The following is a 17,498-nucleotide window of genomic DNA, read 5'->3' on the forward strand; positions in this document are numbered from 1 at the left end:
CAGGACCATGTCATGAGCTTTACGCCACCGGTTACCGAACAACGCTTTGTGCTCGAACATATCGCGGGCATAGCCGACCTTGCCGCCAGCGATCGTTTTGCCGACGCTACCGGTGATATGGTCGATGCGATTCTCGATGGCGCCGGCCAACTTGCAGCAGGCGAATGGGCGCCATTGAACCGGATCGGCGATACCGAAGGTGCAAAGCTCACCGAAGACGGCGTGGTGATGCCCGATGGCTATCGCGATGCCTATCAAGCCTATGTTGAGGGTGGCTGGGGCACCATTGCCGCGCCGTCAGATTTTGGCGGGCAGGGCATGCCCTTCAGCCTCGCTGCCTCGATCCTGGAATCCCTTGGATCCGCGAATATGGCGTTCAGCCTGTGCCCGATGCTCAGCGTCGGCGCGATCGAGGCGCTGACGCATCACGGCAGTCCTGAGCTGCAAGCGGCCTATCTGCCCAAATTGTCGACCGGCGAATGGACCGGGACCATGAACCTGACCGAGCCGCAAGCCGGCTCTGATGTTGGCGCGCTGAAATCCAAAGCCGAGCCAGCTGAGGACGGCAGCTGGCGTATCAAGGGCCAGAAAATCTACATCACCTTTGGCGAACATGATCTGGCCGAGAACACGATCCACCTCGTGCTCGCACGAACGCCAGGTGCGCCGGAAGGGACCAAGGGGATCTCGCTTTTCCTCGTGCCGCGTTACCGGCTTGATGAGAATGGCGCACCGGGCGAATTCAATGATGCGCGGGCCGTTTCGATTGAGCACAAGCTCGGGATCCATGCATCGCCGACCTGTGTCATGTCCTTTGGCGACGATGACGATTGCCATGGCTGGCTGATTGGCCCGGAAAATGGCGGCATGCGAGCGATGTTCACAATGATGAATAATGCACGGCTCAATGTTGGGCTCCAAGGCGTGCAGATTGGCGAACGGGCGACCCAACAGGCCGTCACCTTTGCCCGGGAGCGTATTCAATCGGCGCGGGCTGGTGGCGAAACGCGCGATCCCGTCGCTATTGTCGAGCATCCCGATGTGCGCCGCATGCTGATGCGGATGAAAGCGTCGACAATGGCGATCCGCGCGCTGGTCTATTATGCCGCCGGTCAGGTCGATGCGGCGACGCTTGGTGATGAAGATGCCAAGGCGCGCGCCGAAGTGTTGACGCCGCTGGCCAAGGCATATGGAACGGATATCGGTTGCGAAGTCGCCAGCCTTGGTGTGCAGGTTCATGGCGGCATGGGCTTTGTCGAAGAAACCGGGGCCGCCCAATATTATCGCGATATCCGCATCGCGCCGATCTACGAAGGCACTAATGGCATTCAGGCGGCCGATCTGGTCGGACGCAAGCTGCGCATGCAGGGCGGTGAGGCGGTGGCCTCACTGCTCAGTGATATTGCGAACGGTGCTGAGGGCGAAACCGGGTTGGCGCAGCTCGCAGCCGATTGTGAAGCCGTGGTCAATTGGCTGAGTTCCGGTCAGGCCAGCGTCGATGATCAGCTTGCTGCAAGCTATCCGTTTCTCACCATGTTGTCGGTGGCCACCTGCGGTTGGCTCATGGCCCGGCAGCATCGTGTTGCGCTGGAGCAGATGCAGAACGGGGCAGGGGATAGCGAATTTCTCAAGATGAAGATCGCTGCTGCGCGCTTCTATCTGGATCAGGTGGTTCCGGAAGCCGGTGGTTTGAAGTCGGCGGCAATGGCCAAGGCTGACATCCTCTATTCCATAGACGATGAGACATTCGCCGCCTGAGCGCGAACGCAGTCAATTGAATTCTTGGAGTTGTGGCTAGGCCGTTTCGCGGTCCAGCAGGTCAGCGGTATCGAGACCGAGTCGTTCGATATGGCGGACGATCCTCGGCCATTCTTCCTTGAGGAAGGTGCTGCGTTCCCGCGTCTTTAGCTTTTCTGATGCGCCATTGGCGACAAACATCCCGACGCCACGACGTACCACTACGATCCCATCATCCTGGAAAGTTTGATAGGCTTTCGCAACGGTTAGCGGGTTCGCACCTTCGTCCGCCGCAAAGGCGCGGACAGAGGGAAGCGGGTCCCCATCGCCATAGCGACCATCGAGAATGGCTGCGGCAATCTTCTCGCGCAGCTTGAGATATACGGGCTGTTCTGCTTTAGACATTGCGCTATAGTGTAGTAAAACACTGTGGCGCGTCAAGGGGTGAGCAAGAATTATTTCGATTTGCCGCTATTCAGGCGTCCAATCGCTCACCACAGCATCGCGTTCGGGCCGCGGTCGTTCTTTGAGTTCCGCACCGGCGGTGCCGACATAGATGAAGCCGGCGATCTTTTCGGGCGCCTCGCCAAAGGCATCACGCACCGCGTCTGAATAGGCCGCCCATCCGGTCAGCCAGCCGCCGACATAGCCATGGGCATGCACTGCCGCGAGCAGGTTGAAACAGGCGGCACCGGTGGAAAGTTCCTGCTCCCAAAGCGGAATCTTGCTGCTGGATTTCGGGCTGTGCAGGGCGACGATGAGAGTCGGTGCCTGATGCGCAAACTGGTCAATGGCCTCGACTTCCAGCTTTCCCGGCTGTTCTCGGTCGATCTGGTATGCCGCATGCAGAATTTCGGCAAAGCGTGATCGTTGTGCCGCGTCGACTACAACAAACCGCCACGGGGCAAGTTTGCCATGATCGGGTGTGCGCATCGCGATATCGAGAATCTGTTGCAATTCTGCGGGTTGCGGGCCGGGAGCGACCATGTCGCGCGGGCGTGATGAGCGCCGGGTGGCCAGAAAATCGAGCGGGGTGGAGAGATCATTGAACATGGCTGTTGCTCCTAGCATCCGCGGCTAATTGTGCCAGCCCCTTCACAGCGGGGATTTCGACGCTAGTCTGCGCCGCCATAACAAGCGCCCCCATAAAATGCAGGCGCGCCCATAGAGTTCTGAGGGGAATCTATCGTGACAGAGTTGAAAGATATTGCCTTGTGGAATCAGGGCGATTGGATCGCGGGCATCGCTTCCATCGTGCTGATTATGTTCCTGGCACTGGGCGCGTATGCGGTCACCAGGCCGCAACCGGAAGTGGGTGGTCATCCTAAAGGATTGTACATCCTCTTCTTTGCCGAAATGTGGGAACGTTTCTCCTATTACGGCATGCGGGCTCTGTTGATTTTCTATCTCACGCAACATTGGCTGTTCAATGATAGTGCATCCAATATCGTTTACGGCGCTTATGTCAGTCTCGTATACATTACCCCTGTGCTTGGCGGCTGGCTGGCCGATCGGTATCTCGGCCAGCGGAAAGCGGTCCTGTTCGGTGCGATCTTGCTGACCTTCGGCCATTTCTTAATGGCGTTTGAAGGGACGGGTGGGCAGAATGATCCGACCATCAATATCTTCTGGCTGGCGCTGTCCTTCATTATCGTTGGTTCAGGCTTTCTGAAGGCCAATATTTCGGTGATTGTTGGGCAGCTTTATCCGCGCACCGACGTCCGCCGCGATGGTGCTTACACCATTTTCTACATGGGCATTAATGTTGGTGCCGCCATCGGTACAATTATCGCTGGCTATCTCGGCGTTACCCTCGGTTGGTCCTATGGCTTTGGCGCTGCAGGTATCGGCATGTTGCTTGGCCTGATTGTCTTCATTCTGGGTAAGCCGCTGCTACTTGGGCAGGGCGAAGCACCGGCTCCGCTTGCCAGAGGTACTGAGTTTTCCCTCTATGGCGTCGGTATTGCAGCCATCGGCGTAATGTGGGTGCTGATTCAATATCAGTCGGTCGTCGGCGGATTGATGTTGATTTCCGGCCTCGCACTGCTGGGTTATGTCCTCTACGAGGCATTCAAGCTTGAAAAAGAACCGCGCGAACGCCTGTTCGCTATTCTTTTCCTGATCGCGCTACAGCCCCTTTTCTGGGGATTGTTCGAGCAGGCGGGCGGTTCGCTCAATCTGTTCACCGATCGCTTTGTCGACCTTCAGGGCGTTCCGGCCCCGATCTTCCAGTCGATCAATCCAATTTACATAATTGTGCTTGCACCGATATTCGCATGGCTTTGGACTTTTCTTGGCAAGCGAGGACTCGAACCGTCGACACCTGCGAAGTTCGGACTTGGTCTGATGCAACTGGGTTTCGGATTCCTTGTCCTCGTATGGGGCGCGGCGTCCGTTCCCGCGGGAACACTGGTTCCGGTGATCTTCCTGTTCGGCATCTACTTGTTCCACACCACTGGCGAGCTGTGTTTGTCGCCGGTTGGTCTGAGCGCCATGAACCGGTTGTCGCCGCGACACCTGGCCAGCCTCATCATGGGAGCATGGTTCTTTGCAACGGCTGGCGGCAACTATGTTGCTGGCATGATCGGTGCGGCGACCGGCGGCGAGGACGGAGCAATGACACGCGAGGCTACCATGTCGATTTATCTACAGATCGGCTGGATCGCGATTGGCGTTGGCGTCGTAGTCATCCTGATTTCCCGCTTCGTCAAACGGTGGATGCATCTCGACAGTCTTTCCGATGACAATGTCGGCGACGACATGCTCGGTCAGTCCGAACTCGCTCAGCCTGATGCGGCTGGCATCGATACCTCGGGAGAAGTCCGTTCATGATGAAACCTGCTTTCCTGCTGGCGGCAGTGCTGGCGTTATTCGGATGCGCCACCACTGGTAGCCAAAGCGCCAGCAACAGCACCGCCGCCCAGGAACGCGATACGGTCTCGGCCTTTGATCCAGACCCGTTTCCATCGACCTACCGGCCCTATCCCGGCCGCCCGACAGTTATCCAGGGCGCGACCATCTATGATGGCGAAGGGGGCCGGATCGATAATGGCATGGTCTATTTCGCCGATGGGCGCATTCAGGCCGTAGCCCAAACGCTCGAGGTGCCCGCAGGCGCCACGGTCGTGGACGGCACCGGGCTTTGGGTGACGCCGGGTATCATCGATATCCATAGCCATCTCGGCAACTATCCGACGCCGAGCGTCGCTGCTCATCAGGACGGCAATGAGATTACCGGCAACAATACAGCCAATGTCTGGACCGAACATAGCGTTTGGCCACAGGATCCAGGCTTTAGCCGGGCACTGGCCAATGGCGGCGTAACGACGCTGAACATCCTGCCGGGCTCTGCCAACCTCTTCGGTGGACGATCGGTGACGCTGCGCAACGTGCCCGCTCGTACCATGCAGGCCATGAAATTCCCGGACGCACCTTATGGTCTCAAAATGGCCTGTGGTGAAAACCCGAAGCGGGTCTATGGCGGACGCAACCAAACGCCCGGCAGCCGCATGGCGAATATCGCCGTGGCGCGTCAGGCGTGGATCGATGCTCAGCGCTATCAACGGCAATGGGAGAATTACCGGGAGAATGGCGGAACGCCGCCAGCGCGCAATTTGCGCCACGAAACTCTGGCAGGCGTGATGGCAGGCGAAATCCTCGTCCATAATCACTGCTATCGCGCGGACGAGATGGCGATCATGATGGATATGGCCGAGGAGTTTGGATACAGCATCTCAACCTTCCAGCACGCTGTTGAAGCCTATAAGATTCCTGACCTGCTCCGCGAAAATGGCGTCTGTTCGGCAATGTGGGCTGACTGGTGGGGCTTCAAGATGGAAGCTTATGACACCGTCAACGAAAATATCCCGATGGTCCATAATGGCGGGGCCTGCGCGATCGTCCATTCAGATGACGAGAACCAGATACAAAGATTGAATCAGGAAGCGGCCAAGGCGCTCGCCGATGGACGTAGAGCAGGAATCGACATCAGCGATGCTGAGGCCTGGCAGTGGCTGTCCATCAATCCGGCGCGCGCGCTGGGTATCGATGATCAGACCGGTAGCCTGGTGAACGGCAAGCGCGCCGATCTCGTCTTGTGGAATGGCGATCCGTTCAGTGTTTATACGCGGCCACAAATGGTCTGGATCGACGGCGCCTTGCTCTACGATATGAACAATCCAGAATTGCGGCCGATTTCCGATTTCGAGCTCGGCCAGCCAAGCGAGGGGAGCGTCCGATGAAAAAGCTTCTCGCTCTCGCCTGTGCCGCATTCATGGCACTTCCAGCCGCCGCACAAACGCTTGCTATCACGGGCGGCACTGTCGTTATCGGTGATGGGTCTGAACCCATTCCGGGTGGCACGGTCGTCGTGCGCAATGGTCGTGTGGTTGCCGCCGGTTCCAATGTTTCAATTCCTGCCGGAGCGCAAACTGTTGATGCGACTGGCCAATGGGTGACGCCGGGTATTGTCGGCGGCTTTACACGCCTTGGCCTGGTCGAAGTATCGGCCGTCAGCGAAACCAATGATGTTTCCGCCGCTGAATCCGAATTCAGTGCTGGGCTAGATGTGGTCCCGGCTATCAATCCATTGGCGGCTTCCATCGCTGTCAATCGGGCTGGTGGCATCACCCGCGCCGTTGTTGCGCCGGGAACGAGCGGCGCGATCTTTGGCGGGCAGGGTGCAATCATCGATCTGGGTGCGGACATGGATGCGATCATGCGTCCGCGCGCATTCCAATTTGTCGAGCTTGGCGAACGCGGTGCCGCGCGCGCCGGAGGCAGCCGTTCGGCCAGTTTTGCGACATTTCGCAATGCACTGGATCAGGCACAGCTCTACGCGCGCAATCCGGCTGGTTATGGTGGGCGATCGGCCGATTCCTTGCTGAATCGCGTTGATGCGGCTGCGCTGGTTCCGGTCGTTCAGGGCACTGTGCCGCTGATCGTCCATGTCGAACAGGCGCGTGATATACTGAATGTGATTGCGCTCCGCGAAGATTATCCGCGGCTGCGGCTAATTCTGGTTGGAGTGAGCGAAGGATGGACCGTGGCATCGCAATTGGCGGCGGCTAATGTTCCCGTCATCGCTTCCGCGCTTAATGATCTTCCCGCCGAGTTTGAACAGCTCGCGGCGACCCAGTCCAATATCGGGCGGATGAGAGCAGCCGGCGTGCAGGTAGCGATTGGGATGATCGATGATCGCGACGCGCATCAGATCCGCTATTCAACGCAGTACGCCGGTAACCTCGTGGCATTGGGCCGCGTTCCCGGTGCGACTGGACTAAGCTGGGGCGAGGCATTCGCCGCGATCAGTTCCTGGCCAGCCGAAATTATGGGCCTTGGCAATGAGATCGGATCGCTGCGGCCTGGACGGCGCGCTGACGTAGTGATCTGGGATGGAGATCCGCTGGAGCTGAGCTCCAATGTGGATGTGGTCCTGATCGATGGCGTGCAGCAGCCGCTGACATCGCGGCAAACACGCTTGCGCGATCGCTATCTGTCGATCGACGAACGGGAATTGCCCCAAGCGTATGAATGGTAGCTGAGATATGAGCCCTCTGACCCTGTTGATCATCGCCACCGTGGCATTTGTCGGAAGTCATTTCCTGATGTCGCATCCGCTCCGCGCCGCATTGGTCGGGCGCATGGGCGAGACTGGTTTTCTCGGCTTCTATTCGCTGGTGTCGCTGGTCACGCTGGGCTGGATGGTGTGGGTCGCATGGACGATGCCGGCGATGGCGCCCTATTGGGTGGCACCGCCTTGGTTCTTTGCATGGGCAGCGCCCGTCCTGATGTTGATTGCCAGCATCCTGTTGGTGGGATCCAATATCGGTAATCCGGCTTTTCCGGATCCGTCTGGAAAGGCGGAGATTGTGCGGCCGGCAACCGGCGTTTTTGCAATTACGCGGCATCCGATGAACTGGGCGTTCATTATCTGGGCCTTGACCCATATTGCGCTGAGCGGGAGCCCGATGAATCTTGTGGTTGCGAGCGGCATTCTCGTGCTGACATTTTTCGGCTCGCTGCTTCAGGACAAGAAGAAGGAAGCGCTGCTCGGCGATGCCTGGCAAGGCTGGGAAGCGCGAACCTCCTTCATTCCCTTTGGCGCGATCGCCAAAGGCCGTGTCCCGCTAAGCGCTGCCTGGCCCGGATTCATTCCGTTGATTGGCGGGATCATACTGTGGGTGGCCGCCAGCTATTTCCATACCATGTTGGTTGGCGTCTGGGCCTGGACCGCTTAAATCCGCACCATCTTCATCATCGGTTCGTGATAGCGCGGCCCTGCTGTTTCGCCAGCCGGTGCAGCGGCGTCGAGCTTTGCCAGATCGTCATCACTGAGCGACACATCCGCTGACGCCATGGAATCTTCGAGCGTTACGCGGCGTTTCGATCCCGGGATTGGCACAATGTCGTCGCCCTGATGCAAGAGCCAGGCGAGGGCGATTTGAGCCGGCGAGACGCCATGCGCTTCGGCAATGGTTGTGACGACCGCCACCATCTCCATATTTTTTGCGAAGTTTTCCTCGCTGTAGCGCGGATCGTTCAGCCGATAATCGCCTTCATCGAGATCGTCTCGCGAGGTGACTTGGCCGGTAAGAAAGCCCCGGCCCAGCGGAGAATAGGGGACAAAACCGATATTGAGTTCGCGGCAGAGGGGCAGGATCTCTGCTTCCACATCGCGTTCCCAGAGGGAATATTCGGATTGAAGCGCAGCGATGGGGTGGGTGGCGGCGGCCTTGCGAATGGTATCGGGGCCGGCTTCAGACAGCCCGAGATGACGAACTTTGCCTTCTTCAACCAACCGCGCCATTGCGCCGACCGTTTCTTCGATCGGCACATTGGGGTCGACCCGATGTTGGTAATAGAGATCGATCGTATCGGTACCGAGCCGCTGGAGTGAACCTTCGCAGGCCCGACGGACATTTTCGGGAGAACTGTCGACGCCGCGAAATCCCTTTTCATCAAAAGCAAAGCCGAATTTTGTGGCGATTACGAGGCCGTCACGCTTGCCGGCGATGGCTCTGCCCAGAAGTTCTTCATTACGGTGCGGTCCGTAGACTTCAGCGGTGTCAAAAAAGGTGACGCCGAGTTCGATCGCGCGATCGATAGTGGCGATGGATTCCATTTCGTCGGCCACGCCATACATACCCTTGCCGATGCCGGCCATTGGCATGCAGCCAAGGCCAAGGGATGAGACGGTGAGGTCGGTTCCTAAGGTGCGGGTCTTCATGGGGCGGGCTCCTCTTGCGGGCTGCGATGGCGGTTCAGATAGCCGGTAATCTCGCGTTTGATCTCCGGCCCAAATATATAGATGGCGATCACGTTGGGAATTGCCATCAGGAAAAATGCACTATCAACCAGGTCGAAAACGGCTTGGACCGGCAGGATCGATCCGATGGGTAGCATTACGACATAGAGAATCTTGTAGGTCATGGTCCGGATTGGACCTTCGCCCACAAGATATCCCCAGGCTTGCAAACCGTAAAACCCCCAGGCGCAGAGCGTGGAATAGGCGAACAGGAAGACAGCGACCGCAAGCAGGATCGGGAACCAGCTCGATATCTGCGCGAAGGCCGCGGAGGTGATGGTGATGTCGTTGAGGCCACTTTCGTGCGTGCCAGCCAGGACGATGGCGATCGCGCCGAGGGAACAGACGATCACGGTATCGATAAATGGCTCGAGCAGGGCGACAAGGCCTTCGGAGGCCGGATCATGGGTGCGGGCCTGGGCATGAGCGATGACCGCCGATCCGACACCGGCTTCACTGGAATAGACCGCGCGTTGCATGCCGACGACAAAGGCGCCGAGCATTCCGCCCGCTGCAGCTTCGCCGCTAAACGCGTCGCCGATGATGATCGCAAGCGCATTGGGGAGTTCGGCTGCGTTCATGAAGATGATGGCGAAAACGCCGACCAGGTAGATGGCCGCCATGCCGGGAACGAGGACTGAGGTAACGCGCGCCAGCCAGCGGACGCCGCCGACGACGACCAGTCCAACCAGTACCGCCAGGATCGCGCCATAGCCTGCGCCGCTCGTAAAGCCGGTAACGTTGGAAATCTGGGCAAAGCTCTGATTGACCTGGACCAGCGGTATCGCGCCGCCGAGCGCGAAAAAGGCGTAGATGCCGCCGAGCACCAGTCCGACTTTCGGCCAGCCGCGGGCGGCCAGTCCGTTTTTGAGGGCGTACATCGGGCCGCCGCGGATCGTGCCGTCTTTGTTCACCACGCGGTATTTGTGGCCAAGCGTCACCTCGACGCATTTGAGGGTCATCGCGAAAAAGCCGATGATGAACATCCAGAACGCAGCGCCGGGTCCGCCGGTCGCTATGGCGACCGCAACACCGGCAATGTTGCCAAGGCCGACCGTGCCGGAAAGCGCGGTGGTTAGCGCGCCAAACTGGCTGATCTGGCCGGGCGCATCGATATTATGTCCCGGCTTGGTAAGGATCCGCACCGAATAGGGCAGGGCGCGTACGTTAATGAAACCCAGCCATAAGGTGAACAAGATCATCGGCACCGCGAGCCAGATCACAATCAGCGTAACCTCGACTCCAAAGATCGGTACTTTCATGAACACCATCGCATTGAGATCGGCGAGCGCCCGTTCAAGCCATGCAATCATGCCAGTCCTTCTCCGCCCACTCTTCTCATATGCATCACGCTTCACACGATCATGGGGGGCGGCTAGGAGAGTCACAAGCAGAAACAACTTAAAGTTGAATATCGATGACGCGCAGCTATTTCGGGACCGACGGCATAAGGGGCCGCACCAACCAGACACCGATGACGGCCGATGTCGCGATGAAGGTCGGCCAGGCTGCCGGTGCCCACTTTCTGCGCGGCGAGCACCGCCATCGCGTGGTGATCGGCAAGGATACGCGCCTCTCAGGCTATATGATGGAATCGGCGCTTGTTGCTGGTTTCACAAGCGTAGGCATGGATGTCGTCATGGTTGGGCCGATGCCGACTCCAGGAGTTGCGATGCTGACCCAGTCGATGCGCGCTGATTTAGGCGTGATGATTTCGGCGAGTCATAATCCCTATGTTGATAACGGTATCAAGCTGTTCGGCCCCAATGGCTACAAGCTATCCGATGCAGACGAGGCGGCGATTGAAGCGTTATTGCAAGACCCGCCGTCACTGGTTGATTCTGAGCAAATTGGGCGTGCTCGTCGCGTGGATGATGCGCAAGGCCGGTACATCAACGATGCCAAGGCGACATTTTCCAGCAAGCTGCGGCTCGACGGGTTAAAGATTGTCGTGGACTGCGCCAATGGCGCGGCATACCAGGTTGCCCCGTCGGCACTCTGGGAACTCGGTGCGGATGTGATTGCTATGGGCGTCTCGCCGAACGGAACCAATATCAATGACAATTGCGGATCGACCTATCCGCAGGGCCTGTGTGAGCGCGTTGTCGAAGAAGGCGCGGCAATCGGATTGGCGCTGGATGGCGATGCTGATCGACTGATTGTCGTCGATGAAAAAGGGAAGCTGGTCGATGGCGACCAACTGATGGCGCTGATCGGTAGCGATTGGAAGCGACGCGGCAAACTTGTCGGCGATGCTATTGTGGCTACCGTCATGTCGAACCTTGGACTCGAAAGGTTTCTCGAAGACGAAGGCATTGGTCTTGAACGATCTCAAGTTGGTGATCGCTATGTTCTGGAGCGCATGCGCGAAAAAGGTTGCAATGTCGGCGGTGAGCAATCCGGACACCTAATTCTAACTGATTATGCGACAACTGGAGATGGCTTGATTGCAGGACTCCAAATATTGGCGGCGCTCGTTACTAGCGAAAAGCCTGCCAGCGAGCTGCTACACCTTTTCGAACCTTACCCGCAGTTGTTGAAGAATGTACGGTACAATGGCGGCAGTCCGTTGGACGCAGAAGTTGTGAAGCAGGCAATTGCGGCTGGTGAGAGCCGACTTTCCGAGACCGGACGGGTGTTAATTCGTAAATCCGGTACCGAACCGTTGATCAGAGTTATGGCCGAAGGTGAAAATGAAGATCTGATAGAAGCCGTTGTGGGCGACATCTGCGCAGCGGTTGAGGGAGTCGACTGATGCTTGAGATGCGTCCGGATTGCGAACGCTGTGGAAAAGACCTGCCCGCCGATGCGCCCGGTGCCCATATTTGCAGTTTTGAGTGCACCTTTTGCGAAGATTGCACAAAGGGCCCGCTGGCTGGCACGTGCCCCAACTGCGGCGGCGAGCTTCAGCGGCGGCCAATTCGCGCAACTGCGCTGCTTAAACGCTTTCCGGCTTCGACCGAACGGAAATATAAGGCGAACGCATGACGAAACCAGCCCGAATACTCGCAATCGCGGGTTCGGATAGCGGGGGCGGTGCCGGCCTTCAGGCTGACATCAAAACGATCACCAATCTCGGTGGCCATGCGATGACCGCAGTTACCGTGATTACGGCGCAAAACACTCTCGGCGTGCAGGAGTCAGAGACGGTCAGCATCAATATTGTGTTGGCGCAAATTGACTCTGTTGAGTCCGATATTGGGATTGACGCGATCAAGATCGGTATGTTGGGCTCGAGCGATTTGATCGGCCCATTGGCTCAGCGGCTTGCACATCTGGAAGTTCCGATCGTGTTTGACCCGGTCATGGTCGCGACGAGTGGCTCCATGCTGGCGGACGAGGCTACAATTGCCGGTTTTCACGCGCTGATGCGTGTCGCGACAATCACAACCCCGAATCTAACAGAGCTGGCGCGACTAACATCGTCGCAACTCTCGTCTACCTATGAAATGGAACGCGAAGCCCGGCGCCTGTCGAGAGACTCGAATTGCATGATACTGGCCAAGGGCGGACATCTGGAAAGTGACTTGATCACCGACATTTTCGTTCAGCCAGATGGCAAAGTTGATCGCTGGAAGGCCGGACGGATTGAAACTCAAAACAACCATGGGACAGGTTGCGCCCTGTCAAGTGCGCTTGCGACCGGACTTGGGCAAGGTCTGGCGCCTGTAGATGCTATTAGCCAGGCACGTGGATTTGTACGAGCGGCCCTAATAGCCGCCCCGGAGCTAGGGCAGGGCAACGGACCGCTCGGCTTTGCGACAATGCGCGAGTATTGGCCGTGAGCCGAGTCATTGCCGGTGTCGACGAGGCAGGTCGGGGGCCGCTGGCCGGACCGGTAGTAGCCGCCGCGGTGATTCTCCGCGATGCCGCGATAGACGGCCTTGATGATAGCAAAAAATTGAGTGCGCGCCGCAGAGGTGATCTCGAAATTGAGATCCGCCAACATTGCGCGGTTGGCATTGGTTGGGCGGAGCCGGAGGAGATCGACACGATCAATATTCTCCAGGCGACCTTAGCTGCAATGAGGCGGGCGGTTGAAGCGCTGGATTTTGAGCCGGATCATATCCTCGTCGATGGCAACAAGTTACCCGACTGGCGATATTCGGCAGAGGCGGTGATTGGTGGAGATGCGCTTCATCCATGTATCTCTGCTGCTTCGATCGTTGCGAAGGAAACGCGCGATCGGATGATGCGTGAAGCTGCGCATGAACATCCCCACTATGGTTGGGAGAGCAACAAGGGATATCCAACACAGCGGCATCTTGAGGCGCTGCGCAAACATGGGCCGAGCGCGCTGCATCGGCGGAGTTTCGGACCGGTCGCCCAGTCATTGCTCGATCTTTGAGTCTTTCCCGCCACACCCCATCATCTTGAGTCCGTCACGCCCCTCGACGCGCTATATCTGGTGTTGGACTCTTTTCGTTCGCCCTTCGTTAACCATATCCTAACCTTATGCGTTAACTAAGTTCAGCTTGACCCGGGAGTCCGGCTGACTCAGGCTCCCGTCTCTTTGTGTGAGGGGGTAATGCGGGATGGCGACTGCGGCAAAAGTTAAGACGGCCAATCGACGGCGCGCAAAGCCGCAGAAAACGGCGGTCGCGATCGAAACCGATCGTATCCTCGAAGATGATTGCGTATCGGCAATGGCGTCGCTGCCCGATGCCTGTATCGACATGATCTTTGCCGATCCTCCCTATAATCTGCAACTTGGCGGCGATCTGTATCGACCGGAAGGCAGCCAGGTCGATGCGGTCGACGATGATTGGGACAAGTTTGACAGTTTCGGTGCTTATGACGCCTTTACCCGCGCCTGGCTGAAAGAGGCGCGGCGGATTCTCAAACCCAACGGCACATTGTGGGTAATTGGCAGCTATCACAATATCTTCCGGGTCGGAGCTGCCTTGCAGGATGAAGGCTATTGGATCCTCAATGACATTGTCTGGCGCAAGGCCAACCCGATGCCGAACTTTCGCGGCACCCGCTTCACCAATGCCCATGAAACGATGATCTGGGCCTCCAAGAGCGAGAAGGCGAAATACACATTCAACTATAAGACAATGAAATCGCTCAATGACGAATTGCAGATGCGTTCTGACTGGCTGATTCCGATCTGCGCCGGGCAGGAGCGTCTCAAAGATGGCGGCAAGAAAGCGCATCCCACGCAAAAACCCGAAGCTTTGCTCTATCGCGTGATGCTCGCCAGCACCAAACCCGGCGACGTCGTCCTCGATCCATTTTTTGGAACAGGAACCACAGGCGCGGTTGCGCGCCGCCTTGGGCGCAAATGGCTCGGCATCGAACGTGAGAAACGCTATTGCCGGGTGGCGCGCGAACGGATTGAAGATGCGCTGCCGCTCGATGAGTCCGCGCTCACGATTATGAAATCCAACGCTGCACAGCCCAAAGTACCCTTTGGCTCCTTGCTCGAAACCGGCATGTTGAAGCCGGGCGCGATCCTCACGGACTCCAAGCGCCGCTGGAAAGCGGAGGTCCGGATTGACGGGTCGCTGGCGACAAAGAATGGCAAAGAGGGGTCGATCCACAAACTCGGCGCCCTGTTGCAAGGCGCTCCATCCTGCAATGGCTGGACCTTCTGGTTCGTCGAGACAAAGGATGGCCTGCAATCGATTGACGAATTGCGCGCTGAATATCGCCTGGCCCATTTCGCATAGAAGCCCGCCTAGACCTGACTGAATCAGCCCATGGCTTTCTCGCGCGGCTCGGTTAAACATCGGCTATGACTGACATCCCCTCATCCGCGCGGCTCTATTTCCGTCCCACTGGATTTGTCGATGCGCCATTTGATCTGGATGGCCAGGTACTTCGGCTCTCCGGCGGAATGCTCTGGTTCAGCGCATTTGATGTGATTGTGCTCGACGGTGGTCAGCGGCTCGCGCCCAGGCTCGTTTCGGTCGCGGCGCTCGATACGTTTCTTGAGACCCTTTCGGACGAACACGCCGAAGACGCGCGGCAATCCATTGAACGCGTGACCGCATCCCGCGAGCCACTGCAGTTCGGTGAGCGTGTATTGCGCATGGACGAGCCACGCATTGCCGGGATCCTCAATGTCACGCCGGACAGTTTTTCAGATGGCGGAAAGCATAGTGAAGATCCGCAGGCGGCCGCTGACGCAGGGTTTGCGATGAGCGCGCAGGGCGCAGCGATGATCGATGTCGGCGGAGAATCTACCCGACCGGGCGCTGCGGATGTGTGGGAAGGCGATGAGCTCGAAAGGGTTCTACCTGTGGTCGAACGGCTTGCCGCATCCGGCGTCGCGGTATCGATCGACACGCGCAAGGCGAGTGTTATGGAGGCCGCGCTGGCGGCCGGTGCCGCAATCGTCAATGATGTCAGCGCGTTGCGGTTTGACGATCGCGCCCTGGGCCTCGTCGCTGATGCCGGTTGCCCGGTCATCATCATGCACCATGCGGGCAAAGGGCATGAACTTCATGCGGATCCCAACTATCGGGACCCTCTGATTGAAGTATATGACTGGTTTGAAGACCGTATTGCAGACCTCGAACAAGCAGGGATCAGTCGCGATAGGATCGTTGTGGATCCCGGCATCGGTTTCGGTAAGGCGCTTCAACATAATCTGTCGCTGATCAACGGGTTAAGTCTGTTCCATGCGCTTGGTTGCTCCATCATGTTGGGTGCCAGCCGCAAGCGGTTGATCGGAGCACTATCTAACGAAGCGCCTGTCGAGCAACGGCTTGGCGGTTCTGTGGCACTTACCGTGCTCGGGGCGAACCAAGGCGTTCAGCTGTTACGAGTTCATGATGTGCCTGAGAGCCTGCAAGCGCTCCATATCTGGCGCGGTATGAGAGACGCGGCACTGATGCCGACCAGCTAGGCGGCGTTGTCGATGCCGAGTTCGGCCAGTTTCCGATAAAGCGTGGATCGACCGATTCCCAATCGCCGAGCAACCTCGGTCATGCGGCCACGATAATGGCCAATCGCGAGGCGGATGACATCGGCCTCGATATCCGACAGGGGTCGGAGATTCCCGTCCGGTTCATAGAGTGCAACACCTGGGCCGTCGGCAAAGGCGTGGACCGCTACCGGTTGTTCCTGGGGACGGTTTTCCGCTTGCCGCACATGATCTGTGATTTCAGGAAAATCGGCTGATGTTAAAGCGGCGCCCTGACAATCGATGGCCGCCCTGAACAAGGTGTCCTGCAATTGGCGAACATTGCCCGGCCATTCGTACCGCATCAGCACGGCAAGCGCGTCGTCGGTAATGCCGAGTGACTCAATTCCGGGTTGGCGCGCTATCCGGGTGAGCAGGTGGCGTGCAAGCGGCGGAATATCTCCGGCCCGTTTGCGCAGCGGTGGAATGGTGAGCCCGACAATGTTCAGGCGGTAATAGAGATCTTCGCGAAAATTGCCGGCAGTAACCTGTTCCAAAAGATCGCTATTGGCGCCGCTGATGAGCCGAACATCGACTTCAAATCCGCGCGGTGCGCCAATTGGCCGGATGATTCCCGTTTCGATTGTCTTGGCAAGCTTCGCTTGTACTTCAGCGGGAATAGCGGAGATATCATCGATGAAGAGTGTGGCGCTGTCGGCCTCGGCGAGCTTGCCGATATGTTTTTCAAATGCCCCGGCAAAGGCGCCTTTTTCATGACCGAACAATTCGGATTCAATGAGATTGGCCGGCGTGGCGCTGCAATTGAGGGTGTAGAGCGGGCGCTTTGCGCGCGGACTGGCGGCATGAATTGCGCGAGCGAAAACTTCTTTGCCAACGCCAGGTTCACCATCGATGAGAACTGGCACCCGTGATCGCGCCGCTTTTGCCGCGATCGCCAAGGCGGCCCGAAACTCAGGCGACGAACCGACAATCTCATCGAACGGCAGGGTCTGCGAGACTTTTTCGCTCAATGGCCGAAGCTCGCCGCGATGGATATTGGCTTCCGTGGCCGCTTCAAGTGCAGCGAGCAGCCGTTCGGGTGCGATCGGCTTGGCAAGAAAATCGGTGGCACCGGCCCGCATTGCCTCAACGGCAATCGACACTTCGGACTGAGCCGTGATGACCAGGATCGGGCGCTTCTGCGGCAGGTTCGCGATGTGTTGGATCAGCTCGACATCATCAGCATTGGGCGCCCAGTAATCGATCAAGACAGCATCGACCGTTTCGCTCTCAGCTGACTCGAGCAACAACAGTGCATCCTTGCCGGTTTCCGCCCGCAAGCTGCGCCAGCCAGCCCGTGCGGCGATAGCCGAAATCAGACGTCCCTGTGCGGGTTCGTCATCGATCAACAATAAGGTTTTTACGCGCTCTGCCGACATTAAGGCACTCTCTCCAGAATGAACCAACGAGTGTTAGACCAGACAGGGTAAAAGCGACCTTAAGGCCGCGATAACAGTTAACCTTTTTGCGAACCCAGAAAAATCATCATCAAAAGAGCTTGAGGCAGGCGGGGGGCATGGGTAGACGTAACCGCAACAACGC

The 17,498-nt window shown here is 58.0% G+C and carries 16 protein-coding genes; 11 read left to right on the forward strand and 5 right to left on the reverse strand.

The genetic code is table 11. The features are described 5' to 3' along the window. The first annotated feature begins 12 nt into the window (after nucleotides 1-12). Nucleotides 13-1,758, forward strand: a complete 1,746-nt coding sequence (locus HFP51_RS01720) for an acyl-CoA dehydrogenase (RefSeq protein WP_176874036.1) — start codon at nucleotides 13-15, stop codon at nucleotides 1,756-1,758. A 36-nt stretch (nucleotides 1,759-1,794) separates the two neighbouring features. Here HFP51_RS01720 and HFP51_RS01725 read toward each other — a convergent pair whose 3' ends face one another. Together HFP51_RS01725 and HFP51_RS01730 are read right to left on the reverse strand one after the other, a co-directional pair. Then, nucleotides 1,795-2,142, reverse strand: coding sequence for a GntR family transcriptional regulator (locus HFP51_RS01725; protein ID WP_176874037.1), 348 nt, complete (start codon nucleotides 2,140-2,142; stop codon nucleotides 1,795-1,797). Between the two features lie 66 nt (nucleotides 2,143-2,208). Next, nucleotides 2,209-2,790: a nitroreductase gene (locus tag HFP51_RS01730; RefSeq protein ID WP_176874038.1), complete on the reverse strand. Its 582-nt coding sequence runs from the start codon at nucleotides 2,788-2,790 to the stop codon at nucleotides 2,209-2,211. A 144-nt stretch (nucleotides 2,791-2,934) separates the two neighbouring features. On the opposite strand from HFP51_RS01730, the gene HFP51_RS01735 reads away from it, so the two are divergent. Genes HFP51_RS01735 through HFP51_RS01750 form a run of 4 tightly spaced genes read left to right on the forward strand, consistent with a single transcriptional unit; the run spans nucleotide 2,935 to nucleotide 7,976 of the window. Further along, complete coding sequence (locus tag HFP51_RS01735; RefSeq protein ID WP_255455001.1) at nucleotides 2,935-4,569, forward strand: peptide MFS transporter; 1,635 nt, start codon at nucleotides 2,935-2,937, stop codon at nucleotides 4,567-4,569. Next, a complete protein-coding gene (locus tag HFP51_RS01740; protein ID WP_255454769.1) occupies nucleotides 4,566-5,978 on the forward strand; it encodes an amidohydrolase in 1,413 nt (470 codons plus the stop codon). The genes HFP51_RS01735 and HFP51_RS01740 overlap by 4 nt, the downstream gene beginning before the upstream one ends. Then, on the forward strand, nucleotides 5,975-7,276 hold the full coding sequence (locus HFP51_RS01745) for an amidohydrolase family protein (RefSeq protein WP_176874039.1): 1,302 nt from the start codon (nucleotides 5,975-5,977) through the stop codon (nucleotides 7,274-7,276). Before HFP51_RS01740 ends, HFP51_RS01745 begins: the two co-directional genes overlap by 4 nt. A 7-nt stretch (nucleotides 7,277-7,283) precedes the next feature. After that, nucleotides 7,284-7,976, forward strand: coding sequence for an NnrU family protein (locus HFP51_RS01750; RefSeq protein ID WP_176874040.1), 693 nt, complete (start codon nucleotides 7,284-7,286; stop codon nucleotides 7,974-7,976). Here HFP51_RS01750 and HFP51_RS01755 read toward each other — a convergent pair. Further along, entirely contained in the window at nucleotides 7,973-8,965 is a 993-nt protein-coding gene (locus HFP51_RS01755) for an aldo/keto reductase (RefSeq protein WP_176874041.1), read from the reverse strand. The two genes, HFP51_RS01750 and HFP51_RS01755, sit on opposite strands and share 4 nt — an antisense overlap. Beyond that, nucleotides 8,962-10,356 carry a sodium:alanine symporter family protein gene (locus HFP51_RS01760; RefSeq protein ID WP_176874042.1) on the reverse strand — a complete coding sequence of 465 codons (1,395 nt, stop codon included), beginning with the start codon at nucleotides 10,354-10,356 and terminating at the stop codon, nucleotides 8,962-8,964. The genes HFP51_RS01755 and HFP51_RS01760 overlap by 4 nt, the downstream gene beginning before the upstream one ends. A 104-nt stretch (nucleotides 10,357-10,460) precedes the next feature. Between HFP51_RS01760 and glmM the strand changes: the two genes are divergently transcribed. The 6 genes from glmM (at nucleotide 10,461) to folP (ending at nucleotide 15,899) form a co-directional block, all read left to right on the forward strand. After that, nucleotides 10,461-11,798: a phosphoglucosamine mutase gene (gene glmM / locus HFP51_RS01765; RefSeq protein ID WP_176874043.1), complete on the forward strand. Its 1,338-nt coding sequence runs from the start codon at nucleotides 10,461-10,463 to the stop codon at nucleotides 11,796-11,798. Further along, nucleotides 11,798-12,031, forward strand: a complete 234-nt coding sequence (locus tag HFP51_RS01770) for a DUF1272 domain-containing protein (protein ID WP_176874044.1) — start codon at nucleotides 11,798-11,800, stop codon at nucleotides 12,029-12,031. Before glmM ends, HFP51_RS01770 begins: the two co-directional genes overlap by 1 nt. Further along, nucleotides 12,028-12,828 carry a bifunctional hydroxymethylpyrimidine kinase/phosphomethylpyrimidine kinase gene (gene thiD, locus HFP51_RS01775; RefSeq protein ID WP_176874045.1) on the forward strand — a complete coding sequence of 267 codons (801 nt, stop codon included), beginning with the start codon at nucleotides 12,028-12,030 and terminating at the stop codon, nucleotides 12,826-12,828. The genes HFP51_RS01770 and thiD overlap by 4 nt, the downstream gene beginning before the upstream one ends. Continuing rightward, nucleotides 12,819-13,391: a ribonuclease HII gene (locus HFP51_RS01780; RefSeq protein ID WP_176874047.1), complete on the forward strand. Its 573-nt coding sequence runs from the start codon at nucleotides 12,819-12,821 to the stop codon at nucleotides 13,389-13,391. Before thiD ends, HFP51_RS01780 begins: the two co-directional genes overlap by 10 nt. A gap of 187 nt (nucleotides 13,392-13,578) precedes the next feature. Continuing rightward, nucleotides 13,579-14,718 (forward strand): site-specific DNA-methyltransferase, encoded by a 1,140-nt coding sequence (locus tag HFP51_RS01785; protein ID WP_176874048.1) that lies wholly within the window; start codon nucleotides 13,579-13,581, stop codon nucleotides 14,716-14,718. Between the two features lie 65 nt (nucleotides 14,719-14,783). After that, a complete protein-coding gene (gene folP / locus HFP51_RS01790) occupies nucleotides 14,784-15,899 on the forward strand; it encodes a dihydropteroate synthase (protein WP_176874050.1) in 1,116 nt (371 codons plus the stop codon). Here folP and HFP51_RS01795 read toward each other — a convergent pair. After that, nucleotides 15,896-17,335 (reverse strand): sigma-54 dependent transcriptional regulator, encoded by a 1,440-nt coding sequence (locus HFP51_RS01795; RefSeq protein ID WP_176874052.1) that lies wholly within the window; start codon nucleotides 17,333-17,335, stop codon nucleotides 15,896-15,898. The genes folP and HFP51_RS01795 overlap by 4 nt on opposite strands. Nucleotides 17,336-17,498 lie beyond the last annotated feature (163 nt).

This window comes from Parasphingopyxis sp. CP4 (genome assembly GCF_013378055.1).
Classification (GTDB): domain Bacteria; phylum Pseudomonadota; class Alphaproteobacteria; order Sphingomonadales; family Sphingomonadaceae; genus Parasphingopyxis.

Bases quoted from the DNA above. Each gene is read 5' to 3' on its own strand.
- HFP51_RS01720 (WP_176874036.1), top strand. From the start codon at position 13: ATGAGCTTTACGCCACCGGTTACCGAACAACGCTTTGTGCTCGAACAT.
- HFP51_RS01725 (WP_176874037.1), bottom strand. From the start codon at position 2,142: ATGTCTAAAGCAGAACAGCCCGTATATCTCAAGCTGCGCGAGAAGATT.
- HFP51_RS01730 (WP_176874038.1), bottom strand. From the start codon at position 2,790: ATGTTCAATGATCTCTCCACCCCGCTCGATTTTCTGGCCACCCGGCGC.
- HFP51_RS01740 (WP_255454769.1), top strand. From the start codon at position 4,566: ATGATGAAACCTGCTTTCCTGCTGGCGGCAGTGCTGGCGTTATTCGGA.
- HFP51_RS01745 (WP_176874039.1), top strand. From the start codon at position 5,975: ATGAAAAAGCTTCTCGCTCTCGCCTGTGCCGCATTCATGGCACTTCCA.
- HFP51_RS01750 (WP_176874040.1), top strand. From the start codon at position 7,284: ATGAGCCCTCTGACCCTGTTGATCATCGCCACCGTGGCATTTGTCGGA.
- HFP51_RS01755 (WP_176874041.1), bottom strand. From the start codon at position 8,965: ATGAAGACCCGCACCTTAGGAACCGACCTCACCGTCTCATCCCTTGGC.
- HFP51_RS01760 (WP_176874042.1), bottom strand. From the start codon at position 10,356: ATGATTGCATGGCTTGAACGGGCGCTCGCCGATCTCAATGCGATGGTG.
- glmM (WP_176874043.1), top strand. From the start codon at position 10,461: ATGACGCGCAGCTATTTCGGGACCGACGGCATAAGGGGCCGCACCAAC.
- HFP51_RS01770 (WP_176874044.1), top strand. From the start codon at position 11,798: ATGCTTGAGATGCGTCCGGATTGCGAACGCTGTGGAAAAGACCTGCCC.
- thiD (WP_176874045.1), top strand. From the start codon at position 12,028: ATGACGAAACCAGCCCGAATACTCGCAATCGCGGGTTCGGATAGCGGG.
- HFP51_RS01785 (WP_176874048.1), top strand. From the start codon at position 13,579: ATGGCGACTGCGGCAAAAGTTAAGACGGCCAATCGACGGCGCGCAAAG.
- folP (WP_176874050.1), top strand. From the start codon at position 14,784: ATGACTGACATCCCCTCATCCGCGCGGCTCTATTTCCGTCCCACTGGA.
- HFP51_RS01795 (WP_176874052.1), bottom strand. From the start codon at position 17,335: ATGTCGGCAGAGCGCGTAAAAACCTTATTGTTGATCGATGACGAACCC.